Source organism: Pseudomonadales bacterium (assembly GCA_024234165.1).
In the GTDB taxonomy this organism is placed as follows: Bacteria; Pseudomonadota; Gammaproteobacteria; order Pseudomonadales; family UBA5518; genus UBA5518.
This window is the reverse complement of the sequence record JACKOP010000001.1, coordinates 642,068-663,086: the sequence shown is the minus strand read 5'-3', so window position 1 is coordinate 663,086 and position 21,019 is coordinate 642,068. Positions and strand designations below refer to the sequence as shown.

Sequence of the window (21,019 nt, the reverse complement as noted above, 5' to 3'; positions counted from 1 at the left end):
TGCGCGCGGGTGCCGGTCTATATGCGGCGCACGATTTCCGTGACCAGTTGCGTGATCCCGGCGGCTGCATCGCTGATCCGCCCTGCCAGCATGTACGCGGGCGTGCTGAGCAGATTGTTGCGTTCGTCGATCGTGAAGCGATCGACCGCACAGGTCCGGTGCATGCCACCCATGTTCCGGATCGCGGCGGCTGCGGGGTCGTCATCGCGCCCTATCGTGCATTCGACGCCGTTGCCGATCAGGCGCGGCGCCATTGCAGGAGCAATGCAGATCAGTCCGATCGGTTTGCGTTTCGCGTGCATCGCAGTGACGAAGCGTGCAACGTCCTGGTTGACTTCCATCGCGGTGCCGGCCACTGCAAAGTTGCACAGGTTCTTCGCAGCACCAAAGCCACCGGGCAGGATCACCGCGGCATAGTCGGCCGGATCGGCCTCGGCCAGATCCACGATGTCGCCGCGACACAGGCGCGCCGACTCGATCAGCACATTGCGCGTTTCTGCCATCGGTTCGCCGTTCAGGTGGTTGATCACGTGCATCTGCTCGACGTTCGGTGCCATGCACTGATAGGCGATGCCGGCTTCGTCGAGGCGCAACATCACCAGCGTGGCCTCATGGATTTCCGAGCCGTCGAAGACGCCGCAACCGGACAGGATGATGGCTAGTTTCCGGGGCATGTGCTCACTCCATCGGGTCGATTCGACGCTGCGATGATAGGCGATCCGGGCAGCAGCGGTCGCGTCCTCCCGAAGCGATCTTCCGAAGGGATGTCGTGAAGCGATGCCCCCGGCGGGCGCAGAGCCGCTACAATCGGCCGGGTCCTGCAGGGCGGAAGCCGGGATGAACGGGCACGACAAAACGCAAGCGCAGACCGGCGTAGCGGAGCCGGGGCCGTTGGCGCTGGCCGCACCACAGATCGAGGCGCCGGCCGCGGCACCCGTGCCGGAGGCAGACGCCGATCGCCGCCGCCTGTTCCGCTGGTTCTTCTTTGGCGTGTTTGCGTTCCTGCTCTACCAGTTGCTGCTGGTCCTGTCGCTGTTCTCCGACGCGATCATCTGGGCCGCCTCGCTGACGCTGGTGTGCTTTCCCATCCACCGCTTCGTCGCCGGGCATCTGGAGGCGCAGCCCAACCTGGCTGCCCTGTCCAGCACGCTGGCCGTGCTGCTGCTGGTGCTGACGCCCACGCTCGCGATCACCTGGGTGGCCGTGAAGCAGTCGGCGGAACTGTATCCGACCGTGCGTGCGTGGTTCCTCGCGCTGCAGTCGGCCGACGGCGTGTGGTTCGCGGACCTGGTGCCTGATTTTGCGCAGCGCAACTGGGCGCGGCTGCAGGCGTTGCTCGACTCCGGGGGCGAATGGCTCGCGTGGGACCTGGACGAGCTGATGCTCGCGCGGATCCATGCGGCGAGTGCGCAGATCGCGAATTTCGGCGCCGGCGTCGCGCGCAACGTGCTGCTGGGATTCCTCAATCTGCTTGGCATCCTGGTGTTGATGTTCTTCTGCTTCCGCGACGGGCAGCGTTTCCTCGGCTGGCTGTTCTCGATCGTGCCGATGCCGGCCACGCACGCGGAGTCGATCGCGTTCAGGATCTACGAAACCGTGACGGCGGTGATCCGCGGCGCACTGCTCACCGCCGTGATGCAGGGCGTGCTGGCGGTGATCGGCTACCAGGTCGCCGGCGTACCGCTGGCGGTGTTCTTCGGCGTCCTGACCGGGCTGTGCGCGATGATCCCGGTGGTGGGTGCCGGACTCGTGTGGGCACCGATCGGCGTGTTCGTGCTGGTGCGTGAGCCGGCGTGGGGCGTGTTCGTGCTCGCCTGGGGTTTTTTCGTGGTCAGCCTGGCCGATAACGTGCTGAAGCCGCTGCTGATCGGTACCCGTGCGCGCATGCCGATCCTGCTGATCTTTTGCGGCATCATCGGTGGCGTGAACGTCTACGGAGTGACCGGACTGATCATCGGGCCGATCCTGATGGCCAGCCTGCTGGCCTTCGTCTCGATCTACCGTGAACACTATTCGCCGGATCACGAACCCCTTGCCGCCGGTGCCGAACAACCCGTGCCGCGTGTCCCGGCGGGCAGCGAACGGTGAGCGAGATCGACGGTGGCCGGATCTCCGCCAGGCGGTTGTGCGCAGCCGGCATCGACTCGATCCAGGCACCACACGCATCAACGGCGCTCATTTCCCTGGCTGACCCGAGGGTGCAGCGGGTTCCGGTTGCGTCTTGGCAACGACGCCAGTGCACCGCGCAGGTGCGACCACGCGCGGCGGCTGCGCATGGACGTGGCATCGACCACCATGTAGACCACCGGCACCACGACCAGCGTCAGCAGCGTCGAGGTGATCAATCCTCCGATCGTGATCATGCCCATCGGTGCGCGGAATTCCGCTCCGACCGCATCCGACAGCACCATTGGCAGCATGCCGATCACCAGTGCTGCCGAGGTCATCAGCACCGGGCGCATGCGTACCGGTGCTGCTTCCAGCACCGCCTGTTCGAGCGAACGACCCTGGGTGCGCAACTGGGTCGTGTAGTCGACGAGCAGGATGCCGTTCTTCATCACCAGCCCCATCAGCACCAGCAGACCGATTCCCGCCATCATGTCCATCGACAGCCCGCTGAGTGCGAGGGCGACGAAACCGCCGATGAACGCGAGCGGTGCCGAGGTCATGATCGTCAGCGGGTGCGTCAGTGAATCGAACAGTGACGCCAGAATCATGTAGATCGCGATCAACGCCAGCGTGAACGCGAACGCGATGTCCCGTCCCGTTTCCTCCATGGTGCGCGCATAGCCGCCTGGTTCGAGAGTGAAGGGTGGCGTGATGCCGATTTCCTTTGCCCAGCGCTGGAGCTTCGCGGCACCAGTGCCGAGGCTGGCGCCCGGCGCCATGTTCGCGTAGACGCGGATTTCCCGCGTACGTGCGTTGCGGCGGATTTCCACCGGTCCCTGTTCCTGCACCACGCGCGCGACGTTGGTGACCGGCACCAGTTCGCCGCGTGCCGAACGCACTCGCACCAGGTGGATCTGCGCCGGATCATTGCGGTACTGCGGCGCGACCTGGACGCGCACGTCGTGACGGTGGCCGCCTTCCTCGTAGGAACCGACCTCGTCGCCGGCGAACAGGGTGCGCAGCGTCTCGCCGATCGTAGCGGCCGAGACGCCGAGGTCTGCTGCGCGGCCACGGTCGACTTCCAGTGTGATCTGCGGGCTGCCACTTTCGTGCGAGGTGCGCACGTCGGTGAAGTCTGGATCCGCCTTCATGCGCGCCGCCAGCGCGCTCGAGAAGCGCTCGAGCTGGTCCAGGTCCGGACCGAGCACGCTGTAGGTGAGATCGGCGATGTCGTCGCCGGTGTCTCCGTATTCCTGGAAACCGACACTGATCTGTTCGGCCTCCGGGATTGCCGCCAGCAACAGCTCGCGCACCTCGCCGAAGGTCTCGCGAATCGGTATTGCACGCTGTTCCTTCGGAATCAGGCGCACCTGGATGCGGGCATGGTTCGGCTTGTGCTGGCGCTCATCGCCGGAGGCCGCGAACACGTCGCGTACATAGGGATGGTTCACGAGCGCTTCCTCGATGCGCCGCGTGACACTGTCGGTCACGCTGAGCGGCGTGCCGACAGCGAGCTTCACGTTCACCTCCAGTTCGCTGAGGTCTTCGCGCGTCATCAGATTGACCGGCAGCGTGCTGGCGATACCGCAGCCCCCGAGTACTGCGGCAGCTGCAATCCCCAGGGTGATCAGCCGATGCCGGACGGCGGCGGTGAGCAGCCTGCGATAGCCGTACTCGAGTGCGTCGAGCGCGCGTTCGAGCAGGCGAAATGGCAGTGCCGGCTGCACATGCGCTGTGCGAGGCCCGAGCAGACGGCTAGCGAGCATCGGGGTGAGGGTGAGCGCAACCAGCGTGGAAACGCAGACCGCAGCGGTGACTGCAACGCCGAACTCGTAGAAATAGAGCCCCATCGAACTCCGCATGAACACGATCGGCACGAACACGCCGCACACGGCCAGGGTAGTCGCGATCACGGCCAGCTCTACCTCGCGTGTACCCTGAATTGCCGCCGGAATTGCTGCCTCGCCGGCTTCGATGCGCCGGTAGATGCTTTCGAGCACGACGATGGCATCGTCGATCACCAGTCCGATCGCGAGCGCAAGGGCCATCAACGTCATCGTGTTGATCGTCAGTCCGAACAACAGGAACAGCGAAAAGGATGCGATCACGCTGGACGGAATTGCCAGCGCTGCGATGAAGGTGGAGCGCACGTTGCGCAGGAAGCACAGCACCACCGCGACGACCAGCGCTGCAGCGAAGAGCATGTCGCGGAACACCTCGCGCACCTGCTCCTCGATCATCACGGCGTAATCGCGGGCAATCGCGATCTGCACGCCTGCGGGAAGCCGTTGGCGGATCGTGTCGATCTCGCGTCGCAGCAGGCGTGCCGAGCGCACTACGTCGGCACCGCTTTGCGGCTGGATTTCCAGTGCAACCCCGGGTTGCCCGTTCAGCCGCGCGATGGTGCGTGCCTCGGCCATGCCGTCCTCGACGACAGCCACGTCGCGCAATCTGACCACGCGACCGGCGCGTTCGGCGACGATCAGCTCGCCGAACTCCGCCACGTTGCGCGCCTTGCCCTGCGTGGTCAGCGACCATTCGCGGTCCGCACCCTCGATGCGCCCGCTGGCGAGTTCGGCGTTCTCGCGCCGCAACGTGCCAGCCACGTCCTCTATCGACAGGCCGTAGCCTCCGAGGCGCAGCGGGTCGAGCCAGATGCGGATTTCGCGTTCGCGGGCGCCGACGATCGTCACGGCACCCACGCCGTCGATGCGTTCGAGGCGTTCCTTGACCTCGTGCCTGGCGAGATCGGACAGCTCGCGCAGCGATATCGCTCCGCCGAGCACGATGTTCATGAAGGCCTGGGCGTTGATATCGAACTTCTGTACCAGCGGATCCTCGACGTCGGTCGGCAGGTCGGCGCGCGCCAGCGCGACCCGGTCACGCACTTCCTGTGCCTTGATGTCGGGGTCGTAATCGAGAGCGAACTCGACGAACACCTGCGACAGCCCCTGGGAGGAGATCGAGTTCAGGCTGCGGATTCCCTCGAGCGAGTTGATCCGCTCCTCGAGGAGGTCGGTGACCTCGCGTTCGACCGTGGCCGGGGACGCACCGTGCAACTCGGTCAGCACGGTGATCATCGGGTAGTCCATGTCGGGATCGATCTGCATCTCGAGCCGGCCCATCGATATGTAGCCGAACACGACCAGTGCGAGCACCAGCATCGCAGCGAATACCGGCCGGCGGATCGAAACCTCCGAGAGCGTCATGGCGAGGATGCTCCGGAGTCACCGGCCGCCACGCGTGCGGGCAGCGCTGCCGTGTCGAACACCGGTTCGACGCGCTGGCCGGCACCGAGCCGGCGTACGGATTCACCGCTCACGACCACGTCGCCGGCGACGATGCCGTCGAGGATCTCTGCCTGCTGTCCGTCGATGACGCCGACGCGTACTGCCACCGGAGTCACCACGCCGTCGTCGATGCGCAGCACGAAACTCCCTCCGTCGCGGCTCAGCAGCGCGTCGAGGCCGACCACCGGGCGAGGCTGCGGGCGCGTGGGCGACAGTTCAGCCCGCACATAGGCGCCCGATTTCACCGTGCGCGTGACATCGGGGACCGGGCAGCGTACCTCGTAGGTGCGCGTCGCGGGATCGATGCGATCGCTGACGCGTTCGATGCGGCTTGCCAGCGGGCGGTCCAGCGCCTCGACGAAAAGCTCGACCGGATCGCCGACGCGTACCGGTATGGGAGTGACTTCCGGGACGTTCACGATGGCTTCGAGAGCACCGCTTTCCTGTAGCACGAGGATGGGCGCGCTGCCGGCCATCGCCCCTTCGTGGGCCAGTCGCGCGACGATGCTGCCGGCATACGGCGCCCGTACCAGCGTGCGTTCCAGATCGCGCGCGGCCCGTGCGGTGCGCGCCTCCATCTGGGTCACGCGTGCGCGTGCAACTGCGGTCTGTGTGCGCGCCTGTTCGTAGTGCTGCTTCGATACCGAGCGGCTTTCGAACAGCGAGCCCAGCCGCGCTTCCTCCTGTGCGGCCTGTTGCGCTTCGGCATGCGCCAGGGCCAGTGCCGCACGAGCTTCGGCCAGCGCCATCTGGTACGGGCCCGGGTCGACGCGAAACAGCTCGGCACCCTTGTCCACGCTGCTGCCCACATCGACGAATATCGCGAGCAGCGGTCCGGATACCTCGGCCGCGAGTTCCGTGACCTGGCGTGCTGCAATCGACCCCGATGCCGTGATGCGGGCGCGCAGGCGCGTGCTGCCCGCGCGCTCGGCGGGAACCTGCTGTGGCGTCGTTACGGCGCGTGCACCAACAGCCGCAGGCGATGCGACTTCCGTATCGCGCTCCGTGCACGCGCCCACCAGTACCGCAAGTACCAGTGTCAACGTTCTCGCCGCACTCACTGTCGCACCCTCCGCCCCGAATCCGTCGCACTATACGAACTGCCATGCCGGCGGCCAATCGGGCAGACGATTCCTGAACGGATGTTCATCCGCGCCCTGGCGCAGTGTGCGCCGGGGCTTTTCCACAAATCTCCGGCATTGCGCTGCAGCGGTGCGCCGGGGTGCAAGTGCTTCGTAGTATGATTCGCGCCCGGTGACTGATCCCGCTTCTGTAGTGCGGGCACATTGGTAAGGCAATGAAGAACGCTGCAAAAATCCATCTGCTCCTGTCGGTCGTCCTGTCGCTGGCCGGATGCAGCACGCAGGAGGTCTATACGCGTGAGAGCTTCTCGGCCGACAGCCCGTTCCGGCTCAAGGTCGATGAGGGATTCGCGATCGCCTGCGAAAGTGCGCGCCGCTCGCTGCTCGGTCAGGGATATCTGATCGACTTCGCGAACGCGGAGCAGGTCAAGGGGCACAAGGCGTACCGGGTCGAAGGCAAGGCGAACACCTTCATCGAAATGAACCTGGTCTGTGTTGCGGACGCCGTGGGCAGCACCTTGTACGCAACCGGTGTGCTGAGCACCTACGACCTCAAGAAAAGCAGCAATCCTGCCAGCGTGGGGCTGACCGGCGTTGGCAGCATCTCGCTGCCGATCGGACAGAGCGTCGATTCGCTGGTCAAGGTCGCCGAGGAGACGATCGGCGACAAGCACTTCTACCGACGCTTCTTTGCTGCTGTCGAGCACACGCTGGGCGAGATGCGCGCGTACGCCCCGAGTACCGACGCGGGAGCGACGGTGACGGCAGCGCCTGCGGAAGAGGCGCCGTTGTCGGTGACTACGGAAGAACAGGACCCCGCTGTGCCGGTGGCACCGGCGCCACCACCGGCAACAGATGCAGCAGCTCCTGCTGTGACCTCGCTGCCGCCCGGTGCGCAGCCCATGCCGGCCGTGGAGCCAGACCCGATTCCTGGTGCATCGCCAGATGCTCCCGTACCGTCTGCGCTCGAGCCGTCAGCATCCCACGAGGCAGTCCCGGCTCTGCCGCCGGATGCTGCGCCGGCAACGGCGGACATCGATCCGGTACCGCCCCCGGACGAGCCGGCACCGGCGGACATCGGTCCGGTACCGCCCCCGGACGAGCCGGCACCGGCGGACATCGGTCCGGTACCGTCCCCGGACGAGCCGGCACCGGCGGACATCGATCCGGTACCGCCCCCGGACGAGCCGGCAACGGCTAGTGGTCCACCGCCGCCGTAGCGCCGTCCGCCTCGAGTGTCCCCCAGACCATGCGGCCGTCCTTGACGGTCGCGACGACACGCAGTTCGCGCAGGCGTTGTGCGTCGATCGTCAACGGGTTCCGGTCCAGGATCGTGAAGTCGGCACGCTTGCCGACCGACAGGGTTCCCTTCTCGGCCTCCTCGCGATAGATCCAGGCAGCGTCGATCGTCAGCGCTTCCAGTGCGCGCTGCACGGGGACGCGTTCTTCGGGTCCGAGCACGACACCGCTGCGCGTGAGGCGATTCACGGCAGTCCAGAGCATCATGGCGGGATCGAGCGGGGTGACAGAGTAATCACTGTGGTTGCTGTAGCGGATGCCGCGCGCGTGCGCACTGCGCATCGGGCTCAGCTGATCGGCACGCTCCGGACCCAGATTGCGCAGATGCACGTCTCCCCAGTAGAAGGCATGGTTGCTGAAGAAGCTGGCAGCCAGCCCGAGGCGCTGGTAGGCGTCGAGCTGATCAGGGCGTACGAACTGCGAGTGCACGACCACGTGACGGCGATCGTCGCCCTGCCTGACGCCGGCGCGTTCGTGGGCGCGGATCACCATGTCGATCGCAGCGTCACCGTTGGCGTGCGTCCACAGCGGCACGCCGGCTGCGAGCACGCGCGCGAGGATCGCGTCGTAGTCGGCTTCCGGGATGAACGCGACTCCGGACCACCCGGCTTCACCGCCCGGTCCGGGTACGTGCATCGGGTGAGTGAACCATGCGGTGCGCCCCTGCGGGGAACCGTCGGAAATCACCTTGATCCCGCCGCGCTTGTGTCTGCCCTGGTAGCGACCGAACGGTGCAGCGAGTGCCTGGTCCAGATCGTCGGCACGCATTACGGCGGGCAACGTGACCACATCGAGCCATAACGCGCCGCGCTCTGCTGCCGTATCGAGCAGCGCGAGTGTCTCGGACGAAGTTGCGCCGTCCTGGACCGTCGTGTAGCCGTTGCTCGCGTAGAGTTGCTGTGCACGGTCCAGAGCCTCCATCTGCTGTTCTGCACTGCGGCGCGGCAATACCGTGAACGCCGGTATCATCGCAGTCTCCATCAGCAGGCCGTTTGGCTCGTTGGTGCCGGTGCGGCGCGCGATCACGCCCCCTGCAGGTGTCGGCGTGTTGGCGTCGATTCCGGCTCGTTGCAGTGCAGCCGAGTTGAGCACCATGCCATGACCGGACACGTGCATCACGAGCACGGGGTTGGTCGGAAATGCGGCGTCGAGATCGTCGCGCGTGATGTGGCGTGCCTCGGCGAGCGCCTCGTTGTCGTAGCCGTACCCGATGACCCAGTCAGCGGGTGCGATGTCGTGCGCGCGTGCATGCGCGCGCAGCGCCTCGAGCAGCGCCGCAATGCTGTCGACGTGGCCGGTGGGTGGTGCCGACAGATTTGCCCAGTCGATCAGTGTGACTGCCTGGGCGAAATGGCTGTGGCCGTCGATGAATCCCGGCAGCAGGGTGCGACCGCCCAGGTCGATTGCGCGCATCGCAGCACCTGCGTGCGCCGCACGCAGCGCATCCGTGTCGCCGACCGCGAGGATGCGACCCTCGCGCACGGCGATGGCGCTGGCCTGCGGTGTGGCGGCGTCCATGGTCAGCACGGTGCCGTTGTAATAGAGCGTATCGGCACTGCGTGCAGCTGCATTCTCCCCGGCAAGCACGCCGGTGTGGATGAACAGCAGGCTGGCCAATACGGCACTGAAAGCCGGCAAGAAAACGGATCGCTGCGCTGTCCTGTGTTGCATCATGGTTGTCCTGCCCTCGATTTCCCCGGATCCGGTGCACACCCCGCACGCAGGCCCCAGAGTACAGCACTCGAAGGCCAGCGGTACCATTTGGTATTGGTTCGGCCCTGATCATTCTCTCCAGAATCCACCACGTTGGCATAGAGGCGCGTGATTGACTTGTAGGCGCCAGTTAGTAATGCCCCCTCCGAACCAGTTAGAAGTGTCCCCTTTTGGTTGGGGAGCACAGGTGTGGAGGGACTTGGGTTGTCACAGCGGGAAGTCGATCGGGCCGGGGTGCTGGCGCAGGCCTACCGCGCCCAGAGCGTCACCGATCTCGATCTCATCGCTCGGGGCGGCCGACATCGAGCGTCGCGGGGTGCAGAACGCATCCGATCTGATCAGCACATTGCCGAACGTGAGCGGTCCACTTCACTGACTGGTCGTGGGGCAGCCGTCGCTCCTACAATCCGGCGGATCGCATCTCCATCGTACGGGCGAGCGGCGGCTCGCCCCTACAACCCCGTTATTGCGCGGGCGAGGAGCAGTCTTCAGACTGAGCCACCACCCGCTTGCACAAGGACGCGCAGCCGATGCATGCCCACGGCAGGGAAGCCGTCGGTGGACCCGCCTACGCGCGCCACCGGCCCGAGGAAACCGGTCTCTACCGCCTGGTTGAGCAGCACTACCCGGCGCTTGTCGCGCACCTGGCTGAACAGGGCAGGGTGTTACCCGCGTACGTCGAGCAGGAGTTCGAGGCCTACCTGAAGTGCGGCCGGTTCGAGCAGGGTTTTCTGCGCGTGTGCTGCGAGTCCTGCCACTTCGAGCGGCTGGTGGCCTTTAGCTGCAAGCGCCGCGGGTTCTGCCCCAGCTGCGGTGCCCGACGCATGGCGGAGACCGCCGCGCTGCTCGCCGACGAGGTGCTGCCGGCGCTGCCCCTTCGCCAATGGGTGATCAGCTTCCCGTTCGCACTGCGCTTTCTGTTCGCCTCGCGCCCCGATGCGCTCGCCCTGGCGCTGGAGGTGATCTACCGTCTGCTGACGACACACCTCGCGCACAAGGCCGGGTTCAGGCGCGAGGAGGCCGCCACCGGTGCGGTGACGCTGGTGCAGCGCTTCGGCAGCGCGCTCAACCTGAACATGCACCTGCACCTTGGTATATGCGAACGCGCGTGATTGCGATGGCATTGCGTTCCTTTACGCCTTCATCGAGTTCAGTCGCAGCATCAGCGTCATCGGGTGCTGCGGCGATTCCTGAAAACCGTAGTGCTCGTAGAACTGCTTGGCGTGCTCGTCGATGGCATGGACGAGGAGAGCCCGGACCCCAGCGTTGTGTGAAACCGCCACAGCCCGGTTGACGGCATCTTGCAGCAATGCGGCCCCGAGCTTGATGCCTTGGGCGCGCTGATCGACGGCCAGCCGTGCCAACACCATCACCGGAATGGGGTCAGGCATGTTGCGTCGCACGTTGCTGGTTGCCTCCTGGTGCAAGACAGCACCCGCAGCCATGGCGTAGTAGCCATAGATGCGAGCATCCTGATCTGCGATGACGAAGGTGCGACTGGCCCCGCTCTGCTGGTTAGCCAACGCGCGGCGTTTCAGCCATTCGTCGAGACTCGCTTCCCCGCACCCGAATTCGGCCAGAAGGTGAGCAGCGGTGAGCGGCGCTGGCGCGCTGAGCTGCAAGCTCATGCCGCGCTGGTGCTCCAGGGTGCCTTGACAGCCATCAGGCGCTCAAGCCCAGGATTCGGGCTGGGAGGTGCATCGAGCATGGCGGTGAACTGCTTGAACTTGTCGGTGTCCAGGCTGAAGAACACCTGATCCAGCACCACGGCCTGAGCGCGGTCGCAAGCCGCTTCGAGCATGAAGTCCGAGCGGTTCTTGCCAAGCAGACTGGCGGCGTGATCGATCAGATCACGCTGCTCGGGCAGCGCCCGCAGGTTGATGGCGGCGTCACGCATTGGCGTCTCCTATTCGCGCATACACAACAGATACGCAAATGATCGTCACGTGTATGGCTGTTGTCAACACGCGGCTTCGGTGCCGGTCGCAGGCGGGGGTGACAATTGGAGGGTGGTTCACGGCCCCGAAACTGCTCTCCTGGGTCGCCGTACTTCAAAAGGATGCCCACGAGAAACGGCCAAATCATTCAAATCAACGTAAACGATCCAACTTCCCCATGATTGCTGACTGATACCCGAGGTGCACACCATTTGCTCGTCGTTATTTTGGAGCCGAAGACGATGGTGTCGAACAACCGGGACTGGTGGCGCGCACATCTGCAGCGCATCGAGGCCGAGGGACTGACCACCAAAGCGTACGCCGATCGCGAGGGGCTGGTACTGGCGCAAGGTGTTTCGATCTGAGACGTCTCGCCAGTCGCGGGCATCACGTGTCACTTCACTGACTGGTCGTGCGGCACCCGTCGCCCCCACAATCGGGCGGATCGCATCTCCATCGTACGGGCGAGCGGCGGTTCGCCCCTACAATCGGGCGGATCGCATCTCCATCGTACGGGCGAGCGGCGGCTCGCCCCTACAACCCCGTTATTGCGCGAGCGAGGAGCAGTCTTCAGACTGAGCCACCACCCGCTTGCGCAAGGACGCGCAGCCGATGCATGCCCACGGCAGGGAAGCCGTCGGTGGACCCGCCTACGCGCGCCACCGGCCCGAGGAAACCGGTCTCTACCGCCTGGTTGAGCAGCACTACCCGGCGCTTGTCGCGCACCTGGCCGAACAGGGCAGGGTGTTACCCGCGTACGTCGAGCAGGAGTTCGAGGCCTACCTGAAGTGCGGCCGGCTCGAGCATGGTTTTCTGCGCGTGCGCTGCGAGTCCTGCCACTTCGAGCGGCTGGTGACCTTTAGCTGCAAGCGCCGCGGGTTCTGCCCCAGCCGCGGCGCCCGACGCATGGCGGAGACCGCCGCGCTGCTCGCCGACGAGGGCGCAATGACACAGTTGCTCGGCAGCTCGGTGACCTACCGCATCGCGGTCGGGCCGCGCGCGGGGCGTCAGGCGCTGGTGCTGCGCACGATCACGCCGCTGGCGGGCGAGGATACGCGGAACGAGCGGGTGGCGAAGCCCACGGTTTTTCCCTCCACGCCGGCGTGACCTGCGAGGCGTACCAGCGCGAAGTGCGCGAGCGGCTGTGCCGCTACATCGCCCGCCCGGCGGTGGCCGAGCAGCGGCTCACGGTGAGTGCGACGGGGAAGGTCGTGTACCTGCTCAAGACGCCGTACCGGGACGGGACCACGCACATCGTGTTTGAGCCATTGGACTTCATTGCGCGACTTGCTGCTCTGGTGCCGCGCCCGCGGGTGAACCTTACCCGTTACCACGGGGACAGGGGGAAAACTGTGCATGGCATGCAGACGTGGCGAGCAGCAAGGCGAGGCGAGGAACGCTCTTCATCCACCATTTCCCGACGCACGCTGCACCCCGGTATCGCAGCCATTGTCGATTTGCTGCGTTCACTTCTCTGCCCCTTGTCGCTTGCCGAAATAGGCTCCGTACCACTTTTGCGTGCGGTAATCCCCGTCACCCTGTGCCAGTTCGCACAATTCCCAGGACGAAGGCGTTGCCGTCCACACGGACGTGTCAAGGTATTTGCCGGCCAGCACCCAGCCCGGGATTGCGGCATTCACGAACAGTTCCAGTTCCCACATCGGGGTTTGTGCTTTTTCCCTGGAAAGTACGAAACCGCGCCTTGTGTATGCGTTCCGATAAGCATTGGCGGTGCCGCATATTGGGCTCGTCCGCAAACCCCATGAATCGACGCCGTCGTTCGGATCCCACGTCGTTCTTCCGCTCCAATGCACTGTCATCTGGTCACAAGCCTGTTCTGCCCCGCGCGTGCATTCGAGGAAGATGCTGCCTTGCGTGTGCTGGTCGATCTCGTCTTGCCAATCCATGAGCGTGTCGTGGTACCAGATCTTCGTCGGCTTCCCCATGACGTCGGCGACTTTGGCTTTGGGCAGGTCGAGCAGCTTCAGCATGCCTTCCTTTGGCGTACGTGATCGTACGAAAGCCACGCCCTCCTGGCCGACAATGGTGAAGCTATTGATAAACCCCGTGTCCTTCTGGTAGCTGACTTCGAACTTGCCACTTGACCAGAAAAGCTTGCTCGAAGCGCCTGAGCTCTCGATCCGCTCCGGCTTGCCGAACAGCCGAATCGCGTCCTGATAAGACGCGCCGTAGCGCAGGCCCGCGAACACGTAGGGGGGCTTATCCAGATTCGGGTTCGGTTGGGCATCTGCCTGACTGTTTCCACACATTGCCCTCACGCAGGTATTGCCGGGCAAAACCGTATCGCTCCGCTCCAGCGCCGTTTCGGCTTCCTTGATGCCCGCCTCGGCTGCACGGGCAACCAGTTTCCTGCCCCGGATGATGTCCTGCGGGATACCCTGCCCGCGCCGCAGCCGCTCGCCCGCGAGGTAGGTGGCATAGTCGTGGCGACGCTTGGTCGCCTCAAGGAACATCGCGGTGGCGGCAGCGAAATCCTGTTGGCCGCCGCGCCCGTTTTCATGCATGAAGCCGCGCAGGTAGAAGGCGTTGGCGGAATCCGCTTCCATGCCGGCTTTCAGTGCCGCGATCGCCTGCGCGTCGCTCGCGGCAGTCTGGTCGTCGAGCATCAGGTCGGCCCACATCGCGTGGGCATCGACATGTCCGGCGTCGGCGGCGGCGCGAAGCCAGCGACGTGCTTCGGCTTTGTCCGTCGCCACACCCTGGCCATCGCGGTAGGCGACGCCGAGAAGGTACATCGCGGCGGGCACGCCGACGTCTGCCGCGCGACGCGCGTAGGGGATCGCCGCCGCCGGTGTGGCGGGCTGGCCGATGCCGTTGTAGCGCAACGCTGCCAGCACCTGGTTGGCCTCAACCACGCCGCCCCGTATCGCAGCGTCGGCGGCCACGCGCGCGAGCGGCGGGTCGATCTCCATGCCCCAGCCGTTGAGAGCGAAACGCGCCAGCGCGTAGTGCGCCCACGGGTCGCCCTTGTCACCACGCGCACGGAAGTAGGCGGCGAGTTCGCGCAACTGGGAAACGATGAGCTTGCCTCCCTCCATGCGAGTGATGTGCGGGCCGAGGCGTGCGAGCAGCGCGTTGCTCAGGGTTTCCGGCACGTCGGGACGGCTGTTCCAGCTTCGTGCCTGCAAATCCTTGCGCGCGGCGAGCGCCTTGAGGAAGGCGAGCACGCGTGTTTCGCGGGCGTCATCGGATGCGTCGATCTCGGTCGACTTTTCCCCGTCGGCGAGCGCGTAACCGCCTGTCAGGCGCCGGCTTGCGGTCAGGCCATGCCGTTCGGCGAGCGCGACCGTTGCCTCGCTCGCGGGGGGTGTGAGTGTCACCAGCTTGCCCGCGTCGAGCCGGACCAATGCGTAACCCTGCCCGTCGGGCGTGGGGAGTCGCCAGTAGAGCGCGTAGTGGCGCGCATCCAGTGGCACGAAACGCACCGTCATCGGCAGCAACAAGGGGGAGTCGCCATTTGACGGACGCGCGTAGGTTTCCATGACGTAGCTGACCGCGCCGGTGTTGACGAATCGCAGCCAGATCTCCCCGCCCTTGGCGTCGTCGAGTTTCGCGTGGAAGACCGCCCGGTCGGCGAGCGGCGCGGTCGCACCCGGGTGCGACGGCCTGTAGTTCTGGGGCAACTCGAAGCCTTCGAGCACGCAACCTGCGAGCCACAGTGGCAGGGTGAGAATCAGCAGCCAGTGCCTCATGGTGTTCACTCCTGTTCAACGCCGTAATTTCTCAAGGTTAACCGATGAGTCGGAACTGGTCTTGACAACCGAGCACAAGCTGAACTGCCCGCCACTTTTTGCGTGGTGAAGGCGGCGGAAACCATGGTTTCCGAGCAAAGCGTTCGTCCCAGACCAGTCCGGTTCTCATGGCGCTGTACCTCGGGGAATTGTCGGATGCCGGTGTGCTGGAGAGTAGCACCGCATCGATGCATGCCGATGGTCCCGGATGGTACCGCCCGGGCCCAGAGACGCGTGCGTTGCAAACCGTTTTCAAAGCCGTCATGCTTTCGCGCGTCCGCAGCGCAGCCTGTCGTGCTTGGCCGCAATCGTCCCGTTGCCCGACGCGCAGCCAAGGCGTGGTGGCTGTGTCCTGTATTCACCCATCCGGAGACCCGCGAATGTCGACGCATAACCGAGACTTGATGACGAAGCCTGACTTCCTGACCGATGAAGAGTGGGTGCGGTTGAGGGAACAGACCGCTTCGCTCGACCGTATCCGTGGCGACGCGAAGGCAGACGTCGAGTCGTATCTGGCGAATCCGGACGGACGCTCCAAGGGCATCCCGCCGTGGGGTGTGCCAACCCTGCTGCTCACGCACTTCGGTCGCAAGTCGGGCAAGCCGCACATCACGCCGCTGGTGTTCCTGAAGCAAGGCGACGAGATGTTCATCGTCGGCTCGCTGGCAGGTTACGACGAAGATCCCGCCTGGGTACAAAACCTGCGTGTACGCCCCGAATGCAAGGTGCAGCTCGACCGCGAGAAGACGAACGCAAGTGTGCGCGAAATCACCGACAGCAGCGAGCGTGAAGCGCTGTGGCCCAAGCTGCGTCAGGTGTTTCCATCCTGGTACTACTTCCAGCACACCACCCCGCGCCCGTTCGGCATCTTCGCGCTGAAGTCGACCGGCCCGGCCACCTGAAGGCATGCGTGGAGCAGATGCGGTGTGCCGTTGCCGGCACACCGCATGGCCCATGCCGTCGCGGCGTTCACCGAGGAAAGGAACGACATGAGCAACACAGTCAATTTCGAACACCTTTTCACCCCTCTGCAGGTCGGGCCGATGCGCGTGCCCAACCGCATCTGCGAAACCACCAACACGATCAATTCGTCGATGACGCCGGGCATCCTCGACGAGCACTTCATCGCGCACCACACGGCGAAGGCGAAGGGCGGTACCGGCTGGATCGGCAGTGAGACCTGGCTGTTGCACGTACCGTTCCCGCCGCAGGCCCCCGACGAGATCGGACTGTCGATCGGTTGTGCCCCGCACGGGTCGGCGTACCAGAGTCCGGCATTCGCCGAGAGCATGGCGCGTTTCTGCAAGGAAGTGCACAAGTGCGGATCGGTAGCCGTCGTGCAGCTCACGCACCTGAACTCGGTGTGGTCGCCGTCGCCGGTGCCGGTGCTCGGCGTGCAGGACTACACGCCGCACGTGATGGGCGAGGCCGAGATCGAATTCTGCCTGAACACCTACGCGGAAGCCGCGGAGGTCGCCAAGGCCGCCGGTGCCGACGGCATCGAGATCCATTGTGCGCACGAGACGCTCGGTTACAGCTTCCTGTCTCCGGTGACGAACCGGCGCACCGACCAGTGGGGTGGCGGTCCCACCGAGCGCGTGCGTTTCGTCGTCGAGGCGCTGCAGCGCGTGCGTGACCGGGTCGGCGACTCGATGGCGCTCGGCATCCGCATCGCTGGCGCGGAGTTCCGGGACGGCGGCTACGACAACATGGAAATGCGCGAGATGGTCTACTGTATCGCGGAGACGGGTCTGCTCGACTTCGTCGACATCGATACCGGCCATTGCTACGGCGCACCTTCGTACGTGCCGTCCTCGTACCATCCGCACGCCGAGTTCCGCGAGTTCGGCAAGGCGGCGCGTGCGGACCTCGACCCGAAGATCAAGGTGCTGTTCACCGGGCGGATCAACGACCCGGTACTCGCCGAGGAATTGCTGCGTGGCGGCTACTGCGATCTGGTGGGTATGGTGCGTGCCGGCATCGCGGATCCCGAGTTCGCGAACAAGGCGCGCGAGGGGCGTCTCGGCGAGATCCGGCGCTGCATCGCGTGCACCCGTTGCATCGACGAGGCCTCGGAGCCGAAGACCTTCCCGTACACGCCGATGTGCTCGATCAATCCGGTGATCGGCAGCGAACTGCGCTGGGAGAGCGAGTTCAAGCCGGCGCAGAAGGCGAAGAACGTACTGGTCGTCGGCGGCGGCATCGCGGGCTGCGAGGCGGCGCGTGTCGCGGCGATGCGCGGACACAAGGTCACGCTGCTCGAGCAGGGCAAGCGCCTCGGCGGTCAGTTGCTGATCGCCGCGAAGGCGCCCGGGCGTGACTCCTTCGAGGACCAGGCGTACTTCGAGGAGAACGCGCTCGAGCGTCTGAAGGTCGACGTGCGGCTGAACACCGGGGCTGATCTGGCAGCCATCAAGGCGCTGGCACCCGACGCGGTCGTGATTGCGACCGGTGCCGTACCGCGGCAGCCGGACAATGTGGACGGACTCGAACTGCCGCACGTCGTGCAAGGTTGGGACGTGATGCTCGGCAAGGCGAGCACCGGCAACCGCGTCGCAGTGATTTCTCAGGAAGACTACTACCAGACGCCGTGCGTTGCAGAGTACCTCACGTCGCGTGGCAAGCAGGTCGAGGTGTTCCACAAGTCGGTGCATCTGGGAACCGATATCGCCCGCTACTCGATCGGCATGGTGCTGAAGCGCATGGAGGACTGCGGCGTCAAGGTGCACCCGAACCTGATCCTGAAGAAGATCGAGCAAGGGGCAATCGAACTGGTGTCGTCGTGGGGAGGCCACAGGTACCGCTTCGAAGGCTTCGACAGCGTGGTGCTGGTCTATGGTGCCGTGCCGGTGCACACGCTTTACGACGAGCTGAAGGCTGACGGTGGCATCGCCGAGCTCTACCTTGCCGGCGCTGCCTGGCTGCCGCGTCGTCTGGCGGAAGCGACACGTCAGGGGGCCAATATCGGTCTCGTGATCTGATCCGCAGCGTCGTCCCAGCCCGCGACCGTAGGCGGTCGCGGGCCATGCGGCCATCGAGGAAGACCGCCGCAGTCCACGGCAGAAGCGGATAGTCGGAGAACGAAAAAAATGGCATTTCCACCGAGCAAGCCGGTTCCGGAATCGCACCAGGACATCCTGCGGGATCGTCCGACCGGACACCTGGCGACGCTACGCCCCGATGGACGACTGTCGGTCAACCCGGTCAGCCTGATGTGGGATGGCGTGCATCTGCGCTTCAGCACCGTGAAGTCGCGCCAGAAGTACCGCAACCTGGTCAACGATCCCCGTTGTGCGATCTCCGTTCCGCATCGCAACAACCCGAACCGCTACGTCGAACTGCGCGGAATCGCCGAGTTGCACGACGATACCGATCGCAGCTTCATCAACTCGATCGCACGTCATTACATGGGTGTGGACGAGTACCCCTTCGATCCGCCCGGTGCAGAGCGGGTCACGGTCACGCTGCATGCAGAGCAGATATCGGCGCCGGTGATTCCGCTCGCCGACGATTCTCCCGGCGCACCGGATCGGGCACGGGACTGAGCAGCGAGACACGCTCATGCAGATCACCGCCGATACGGTCGTGAGTTTCCACTACGTGCTGCGCGACGAGCACGGAGTCATGCTCGAGAGCTCGCGTGACGACGAGCCGGTCATGTATCTGCACGGGCATGCCAACATCCTGCCGGCACTCGAAGCCGCGCTGGTCGGACACGCTGTCGCTGATCACGTCCGGATCACGCTCACGCCGGCTGAGGCGTACGGCAACCGACGGCCGGACGCCGTTGCACGCGTGTCTCTGAAGCATGTCCGGGGGCCGCGTCGGCTGCAGCCCGGCATGGTCGTCGCAGTACAGACGGCGAAGGGTGAAATCAGGGCGACGGTGTTGAAGGTCGGCAAGTTCAACGTCGATGTCGATACCAACCATCCATTCGCTGGTCGCACCCTGGACTTCGAGATCGACGTGGTGGGTGTGCGTGCTGCCAGCGACGAGGAGATCGCGCACGGTCATGCGCACGGTAGCGGCGGGCACCAGCACTGAACGGGCAGCGATGACGAAGTCGCACGCCGCTGCAGCACACTGATTGCGGGGAGTTTGGTGGTGGGCCAGGCAGGCCCGGCGGTCATGCAGCTTCGCGCCCGAGCAGACGGGCGTATTCGTCGCGACGGAAAGCCGATTCGAGTTCGTGGCAGCGCTGTTCGTCGAGACCCAGTTCGCCCAGCGCGGCCAGGGCAAGTTGCAGGCTGTACTCGGTGGTCTCCGGCACGGCGCGCAGCACGCCGTGCGCGCGCAGCAACTGCGCCTGCGTGTCGTCGCTCGTGCGTGCGATCACACGTATTCGTGGCACGATCTGACGCAGTGCGAGCAGAGTGCGCTCGGAGGCCGCCGGGTCGTCGAGCGTGATCAGCACCAGCGCTGCCTGTTCGACGTCGAGCGCACGCAGGATCTCGCTGCGTCCGCTGTCGCCGTAGAAGACCGGCAGCCGTGCGTTGCGTGCCTGTTCGATGGTGGTGCTGGAGACGTCGATCGCAATCCACGGTGTGCCGTTTGCCTCGAGCACGCGTGCAGCCTGCTGTCCCACGCGCCCGAAGCCACAGATCACCACATGCCCCCGGTGCAGTTGCCCGGATTCGGGCGGGGTCTTGCCGCTGACAGGCACCGCTGCAGGAAAGCTGCGTGCCAGACGCGTACCGAGCAGATCCACCAGCGGTGTCAGCAGCATGCTGGTCACCGCCAACTGGTAGAGGAACTGGCGGTCTTCGGCATCGATCAGCGACTGGCTGGCGGCCAGTGCGAACAGGATCAGTGCGAATTCGCCGGCCTGCGCCAGCAGCGCGCCGCCTTTTATCGCATCACGCGTGCCCAGTCCGAATGCACGCAGCAACACCGCGATCAGCAGCGCCTTCAACACCATCAGAGCCAGCGCGAGTGCGAGCAGGGTGGGTCCATTGGCAAGCACGCCGTCACGGTCGATCGACATGCCCACGCTCATGAAGAAGAGGCCGAGCAGGATGCCCCGAAACGGCTGGATGTCGGCGACCACCTGGTGGCGGAACGGGGAATCTGCGAGCAGCACTCCGGCGAGGAACGCGCCGAGCGCGAGCGACGTGCCGGCATTCTCCATCAGCCAGGCGGCGCCCAGCACGAGCAGCAGCGCCGCGGCGACCAGCATGTCGGCGTTGCGCAGCGTCGCCAGCGTAGGCAACAGGTGACGCCAGGCGAAGCGACCCACGATCAGCACGGCAGCAAGAGCAGCCAGCGCCTTCAGGATCGCGTGCAGGGCGCCATCGCTGGCATCGGCACCGTTGGCGCCGAGCAGGTAGACCAGCGTGATCAACGGTGCGACGGCCACGTCCTGCATCAGCAGTATCGCGAAGGATGCGCGCCCGCGCTGCGAGGCGAGTTCGCGCCGCTCGGCAAGCAGTTGCACCACGATGGCTGTCGATGACAGCGCCAGCGCGAGACCGCAGATGGTTGCGGCAGCGGGCGTGAATCCGCCCAGATGGAGCGCAGCCGCGAGCACTGCCCCGCACAGCAGCAACTGTGCCGTGCCGAGGCCGAACACCAGCCGGCGCATCAGCCACAGCCGCGCCGGACGCAGTTCGATGCCGATCGAGAACAGCAGGAACACGACGCCGAACTCGGCTATTGAGCCGATCAGCTCGAATTCGGTCACCAGGCCAAGCAGCGGCGGGCCGATCAGCAGTCCCGCGACGAGGTAGCCAGCAACCGAGCCGGCGCCGATCTTCTGCAGTATCGGTACCACGAGTACGATCGCACCGAGCAGGATCAGCACCTGCAGCAGGAAGTCGGCACTCATGTCCTGATCTTTG

Annotated in this window: 14 protein-coding genes and 2 pseudogenes; 8 read left to right on the top strand and 8 right to left on the bottom strand. The window is 65.3% G+C overall.

All coding sequences use genetic code 11. From position 1 onward, the window contains the following. Positions 1 to 17 precede the first annotated feature (17 nt). Entirely contained in the window at positions 18 to 674 is a 657-nt protein-coding gene (gene elbB / locus H7A12_02860; GenBank protein ID MCP5319760.1) for an isoprenoid biosynthesis glyoxalase ElbB, read from the bottom strand. A gap of 163 nt (positions 675 to 837) precedes the next feature. Between elbB and H7A12_02855 the strand changes: the two genes are divergently transcribed. After that, positions 838 to 2,088, top strand: a complete 1,251-nt coding sequence (locus tag H7A12_02855) for an AI-2E family transporter (protein MCP5319759.1) — start codon at positions 838 to 840, stop codon at positions 2,086 to 2,088. A 77-nt stretch (positions 2,089 to 2,165) separates the two neighbouring features. On the opposite strand, the gene H7A12_02850 is transcribed toward H7A12_02855, so the two are convergent. Together H7A12_02850 and H7A12_02845 are read right to left on the bottom strand one after the other, a co-directional pair. Next, positions 2,166 to 5,318, bottom strand: coding sequence for an efflux RND transporter permease subunit (locus H7A12_02850; protein ID MCP5319758.1), 3,153 nt, complete (start codon positions 5,316 to 5,318; stop codon positions 2,166 to 2,168). Further along, the gene (locus H7A12_02845; GenBank protein ID MCP5319757.1) at positions 5,315 to 6,460 is read right to left on the bottom strand and encodes an efflux RND transporter periplasmic adaptor subunit; all 1,146 of its coding nucleotides are present in this window, start codon (positions 6,458 to 6,460) and stop codon (positions 5,315 to 5,317) included. The genes H7A12_02850 and H7A12_02845 overlap by 4 nt, the downstream gene beginning before the upstream one ends. Before the next feature lie 236 nt (positions 6,461 to 6,696). Here H7A12_02845 and H7A12_02840 point away from each other — a divergent pair, with 236 nt between their 5' ends. Then, a complete protein-coding gene (locus H7A12_02840) occupies positions 6,697 to 7,701 on the top strand; it encodes a DUF2242 domain-containing protein (GenBank protein MCP5319756.1) in 1,005 nt (334 codons plus the stop codon). Here H7A12_02840 and H7A12_02835 read toward each other — a convergent pair. Next, entirely contained in the window at positions 7,679 to 9,451 is a 1,773-nt protein-coding gene (locus H7A12_02835) for an amidohydrolase (protein ID MCP5319755.1), read from the bottom strand. The two genes, H7A12_02840 and H7A12_02835, sit on opposite strands and share 23 nt — an antisense overlap. Positions 9,452 to 10,062: 611 nt before the next feature. Between H7A12_02835 and H7A12_02830 the strand changes: the two are divergent. Continuing rightward, a pseudogene (locus H7A12_02830) lies at positions 10,063 to 10,584 on the top strand (transposase zinc-binding domain-containing protein). 42 nt (positions 10,585 to 10,626) lie between these two features. Here the strand turns inward: H7A12_02830 and H7A12_02825 are convergent. After that, entirely contained in the window at positions 10,627 to 11,121 is a 495-nt protein-coding gene (locus H7A12_02825; protein MCP5319754.1) for a GNAT family N-acetyltransferase, read from the bottom strand. Then, positions 11,118 to 11,390, bottom strand: coding sequence for a DUF1778 domain-containing protein (locus H7A12_02820; GenBank protein MCP5319753.1), 273 nt, complete (start codon positions 11,388 to 11,390; stop codon positions 11,118 to 11,120). Before H7A12_02820 ends, H7A12_02825 begins: the two co-directional genes overlap by 4 nt. A gap of 784 nt (positions 11,391 to 12,174) precedes the next feature. Between H7A12_02820 and H7A12_02815 the strand changes: the two are divergent. Then, positions 12,175 to 12,767, top strand: a pseudogene (locus tag H7A12_02815) (transposase). Between the two features lie 129 nt (positions 12,768 to 12,896). On the opposite strand, the gene H7A12_02810 reads toward H7A12_02815, so the two are convergent. Further along, a complete protein-coding gene (locus H7A12_02810) occupies positions 12,897 to 15,143 on the bottom strand; it encodes a sel1 repeat family protein (protein ID MCP5319752.1) in 2,247 nt (748 codons plus the stop codon). Between the two features lie 443 nt (positions 15,144 to 15,586). Between H7A12_02810 and H7A12_02805 the strand changes: the two genes are divergently transcribed. The 4 genes from H7A12_02805 to H7A12_02790 all read left to right on the top strand — a co-directional run bounded on the left by H7A12_02805 (position 15,587) and on the right by H7A12_02790 (position 19,226). Continuing rightward, positions 15,587 to 16,084 (top strand): nitroreductase family deazaflavin-dependent oxidoreductase, encoded by a 498-nt coding sequence (locus H7A12_02805; GenBank protein MCP5319751.1) that lies wholly within the window; start codon positions 15,587 to 15,589, stop codon positions 16,082 to 16,084. An 87-nt stretch (positions 16,085 to 16,171) separates the two neighbouring features. Then, positions 16,172 to 18,163 (top strand): FAD-dependent oxidoreductase, encoded by a 1,992-nt coding sequence (locus tag H7A12_02800; protein MCP5319750.1) that lies wholly within the window; start codon positions 16,172 to 16,174, stop codon positions 18,161 to 18,163. A 108-nt stretch (positions 18,164 to 18,271) separates the two neighbouring features. Further along, positions 18,272 to 18,727 (top strand): PPOX class F420-dependent oxidoreductase, encoded by a 456-nt coding sequence (locus tag H7A12_02795; protein ID MCP5319749.1) that lies wholly within the window; start codon positions 18,272 to 18,274, stop codon positions 18,725 to 18,727. Positions 18,728 to 18,743: 16 nt separating this feature from the next. Next, positions 18,744 to 19,226, top strand: coding sequence for a peptidylprolyl isomerase (locus H7A12_02790; protein MCP5319748.1), 483 nt, complete (start codon positions 18,744 to 18,746; stop codon positions 19,224 to 19,226). Between the two features lie 82 nt (positions 19,227 to 19,308). On the opposite strand, the gene H7A12_02785 is transcribed toward H7A12_02790, so the two are convergent. Then, complete coding sequence (locus H7A12_02785) at positions 19,309 to 21,006, bottom strand: cation:proton antiporter (GenBank protein MCP5319747.1); 1,698 nt, start codon at positions 21,004 to 21,006, stop codon at positions 19,309 to 19,311. Between the last annotated feature and the right edge of the window lie 13 nt (positions 21,007 to 21,019).

Bases quoted from the DNA above. Each gene is read 5' to 3' on its own strand.
- elbB (MCP5319760.1), bottom strand. From the start codon at position 674: ATGCCCCGGAAACTAGCCATCATCCTGTCCGGTTGCGGCGTCTTCGAC.
- H7A12_02855 (MCP5319759.1), top strand. From the start codon at position 838: ATGAACGGGCACGACAAAACGCAAGCGCAGACCGGCGTAGCGGAGCCG.
- H7A12_02850 (MCP5319758.1), bottom strand. From the start codon at position 5,318: ATGACGCTCTCGGAGGTTTCGATCCGCCGGCCGGTATTCGCTGCGATG.
- H7A12_02840 (MCP5319756.1), top strand. From the start codon at position 6,697: ATGAAGAACGCTGCAAAAATCCATCTGCTCCTGTCGGTCGTCCTGTCG.
- H7A12_02835 (MCP5319755.1), bottom strand. From the start codon at position 9,451: ATGCAACACAGGACAGCGCAGCGATCCGTTTTCTTGCCGGCTTTCAGT.
- H7A12_02825 (MCP5319754.1), bottom strand. From the start codon at position 11,121: ATGAGCTTGCAGCTCAGCGCGCCAGCGCCGCTCACCGCTGCTCACCTT.
- H7A12_02820 (MCP5319753.1), bottom strand. From the start codon at position 11,390: ATGCGTGACGCCGCCATCAACCTGCGGGCGCTGCCCGAGCAGCGTGAT.
- H7A12_02810 (MCP5319752.1), bottom strand. From the start codon at position 15,143: ATGAGGCACTGGCTGCTGATTCTCACCCTGCCACTGTGGCTCGCAGGT.
- H7A12_02805 (MCP5319751.1), top strand. From the start codon at position 15,587: ATGACGAAGCCTGACTTCCTGACCGATGAAGAGTGGGTGCGGTTGAGG.
- H7A12_02800 (MCP5319750.1), top strand. From the start codon at position 16,172: ATGAGCAACACAGTCAATTTCGAACACCTTTTCACCCCTCTGCAGGTC.
- H7A12_02795 (MCP5319749.1), top strand. From the start codon at position 18,272: ATGGCATTTCCACCGAGCAAGCCGGTTCCGGAATCGCACCAGGACATC.
- H7A12_02790 (MCP5319748.1), top strand. From the start codon at position 18,744: ATGCAGATCACCGCCGATACGGTCGTGAGTTTCCACTACGTGCTGCGC.
- H7A12_02785 (MCP5319747.1), bottom strand. From the start codon at position 21,006: ATGAGTGCCGACTTCCTGCTGCAGGTGCTGATCCTGCTCGGTGCGATC.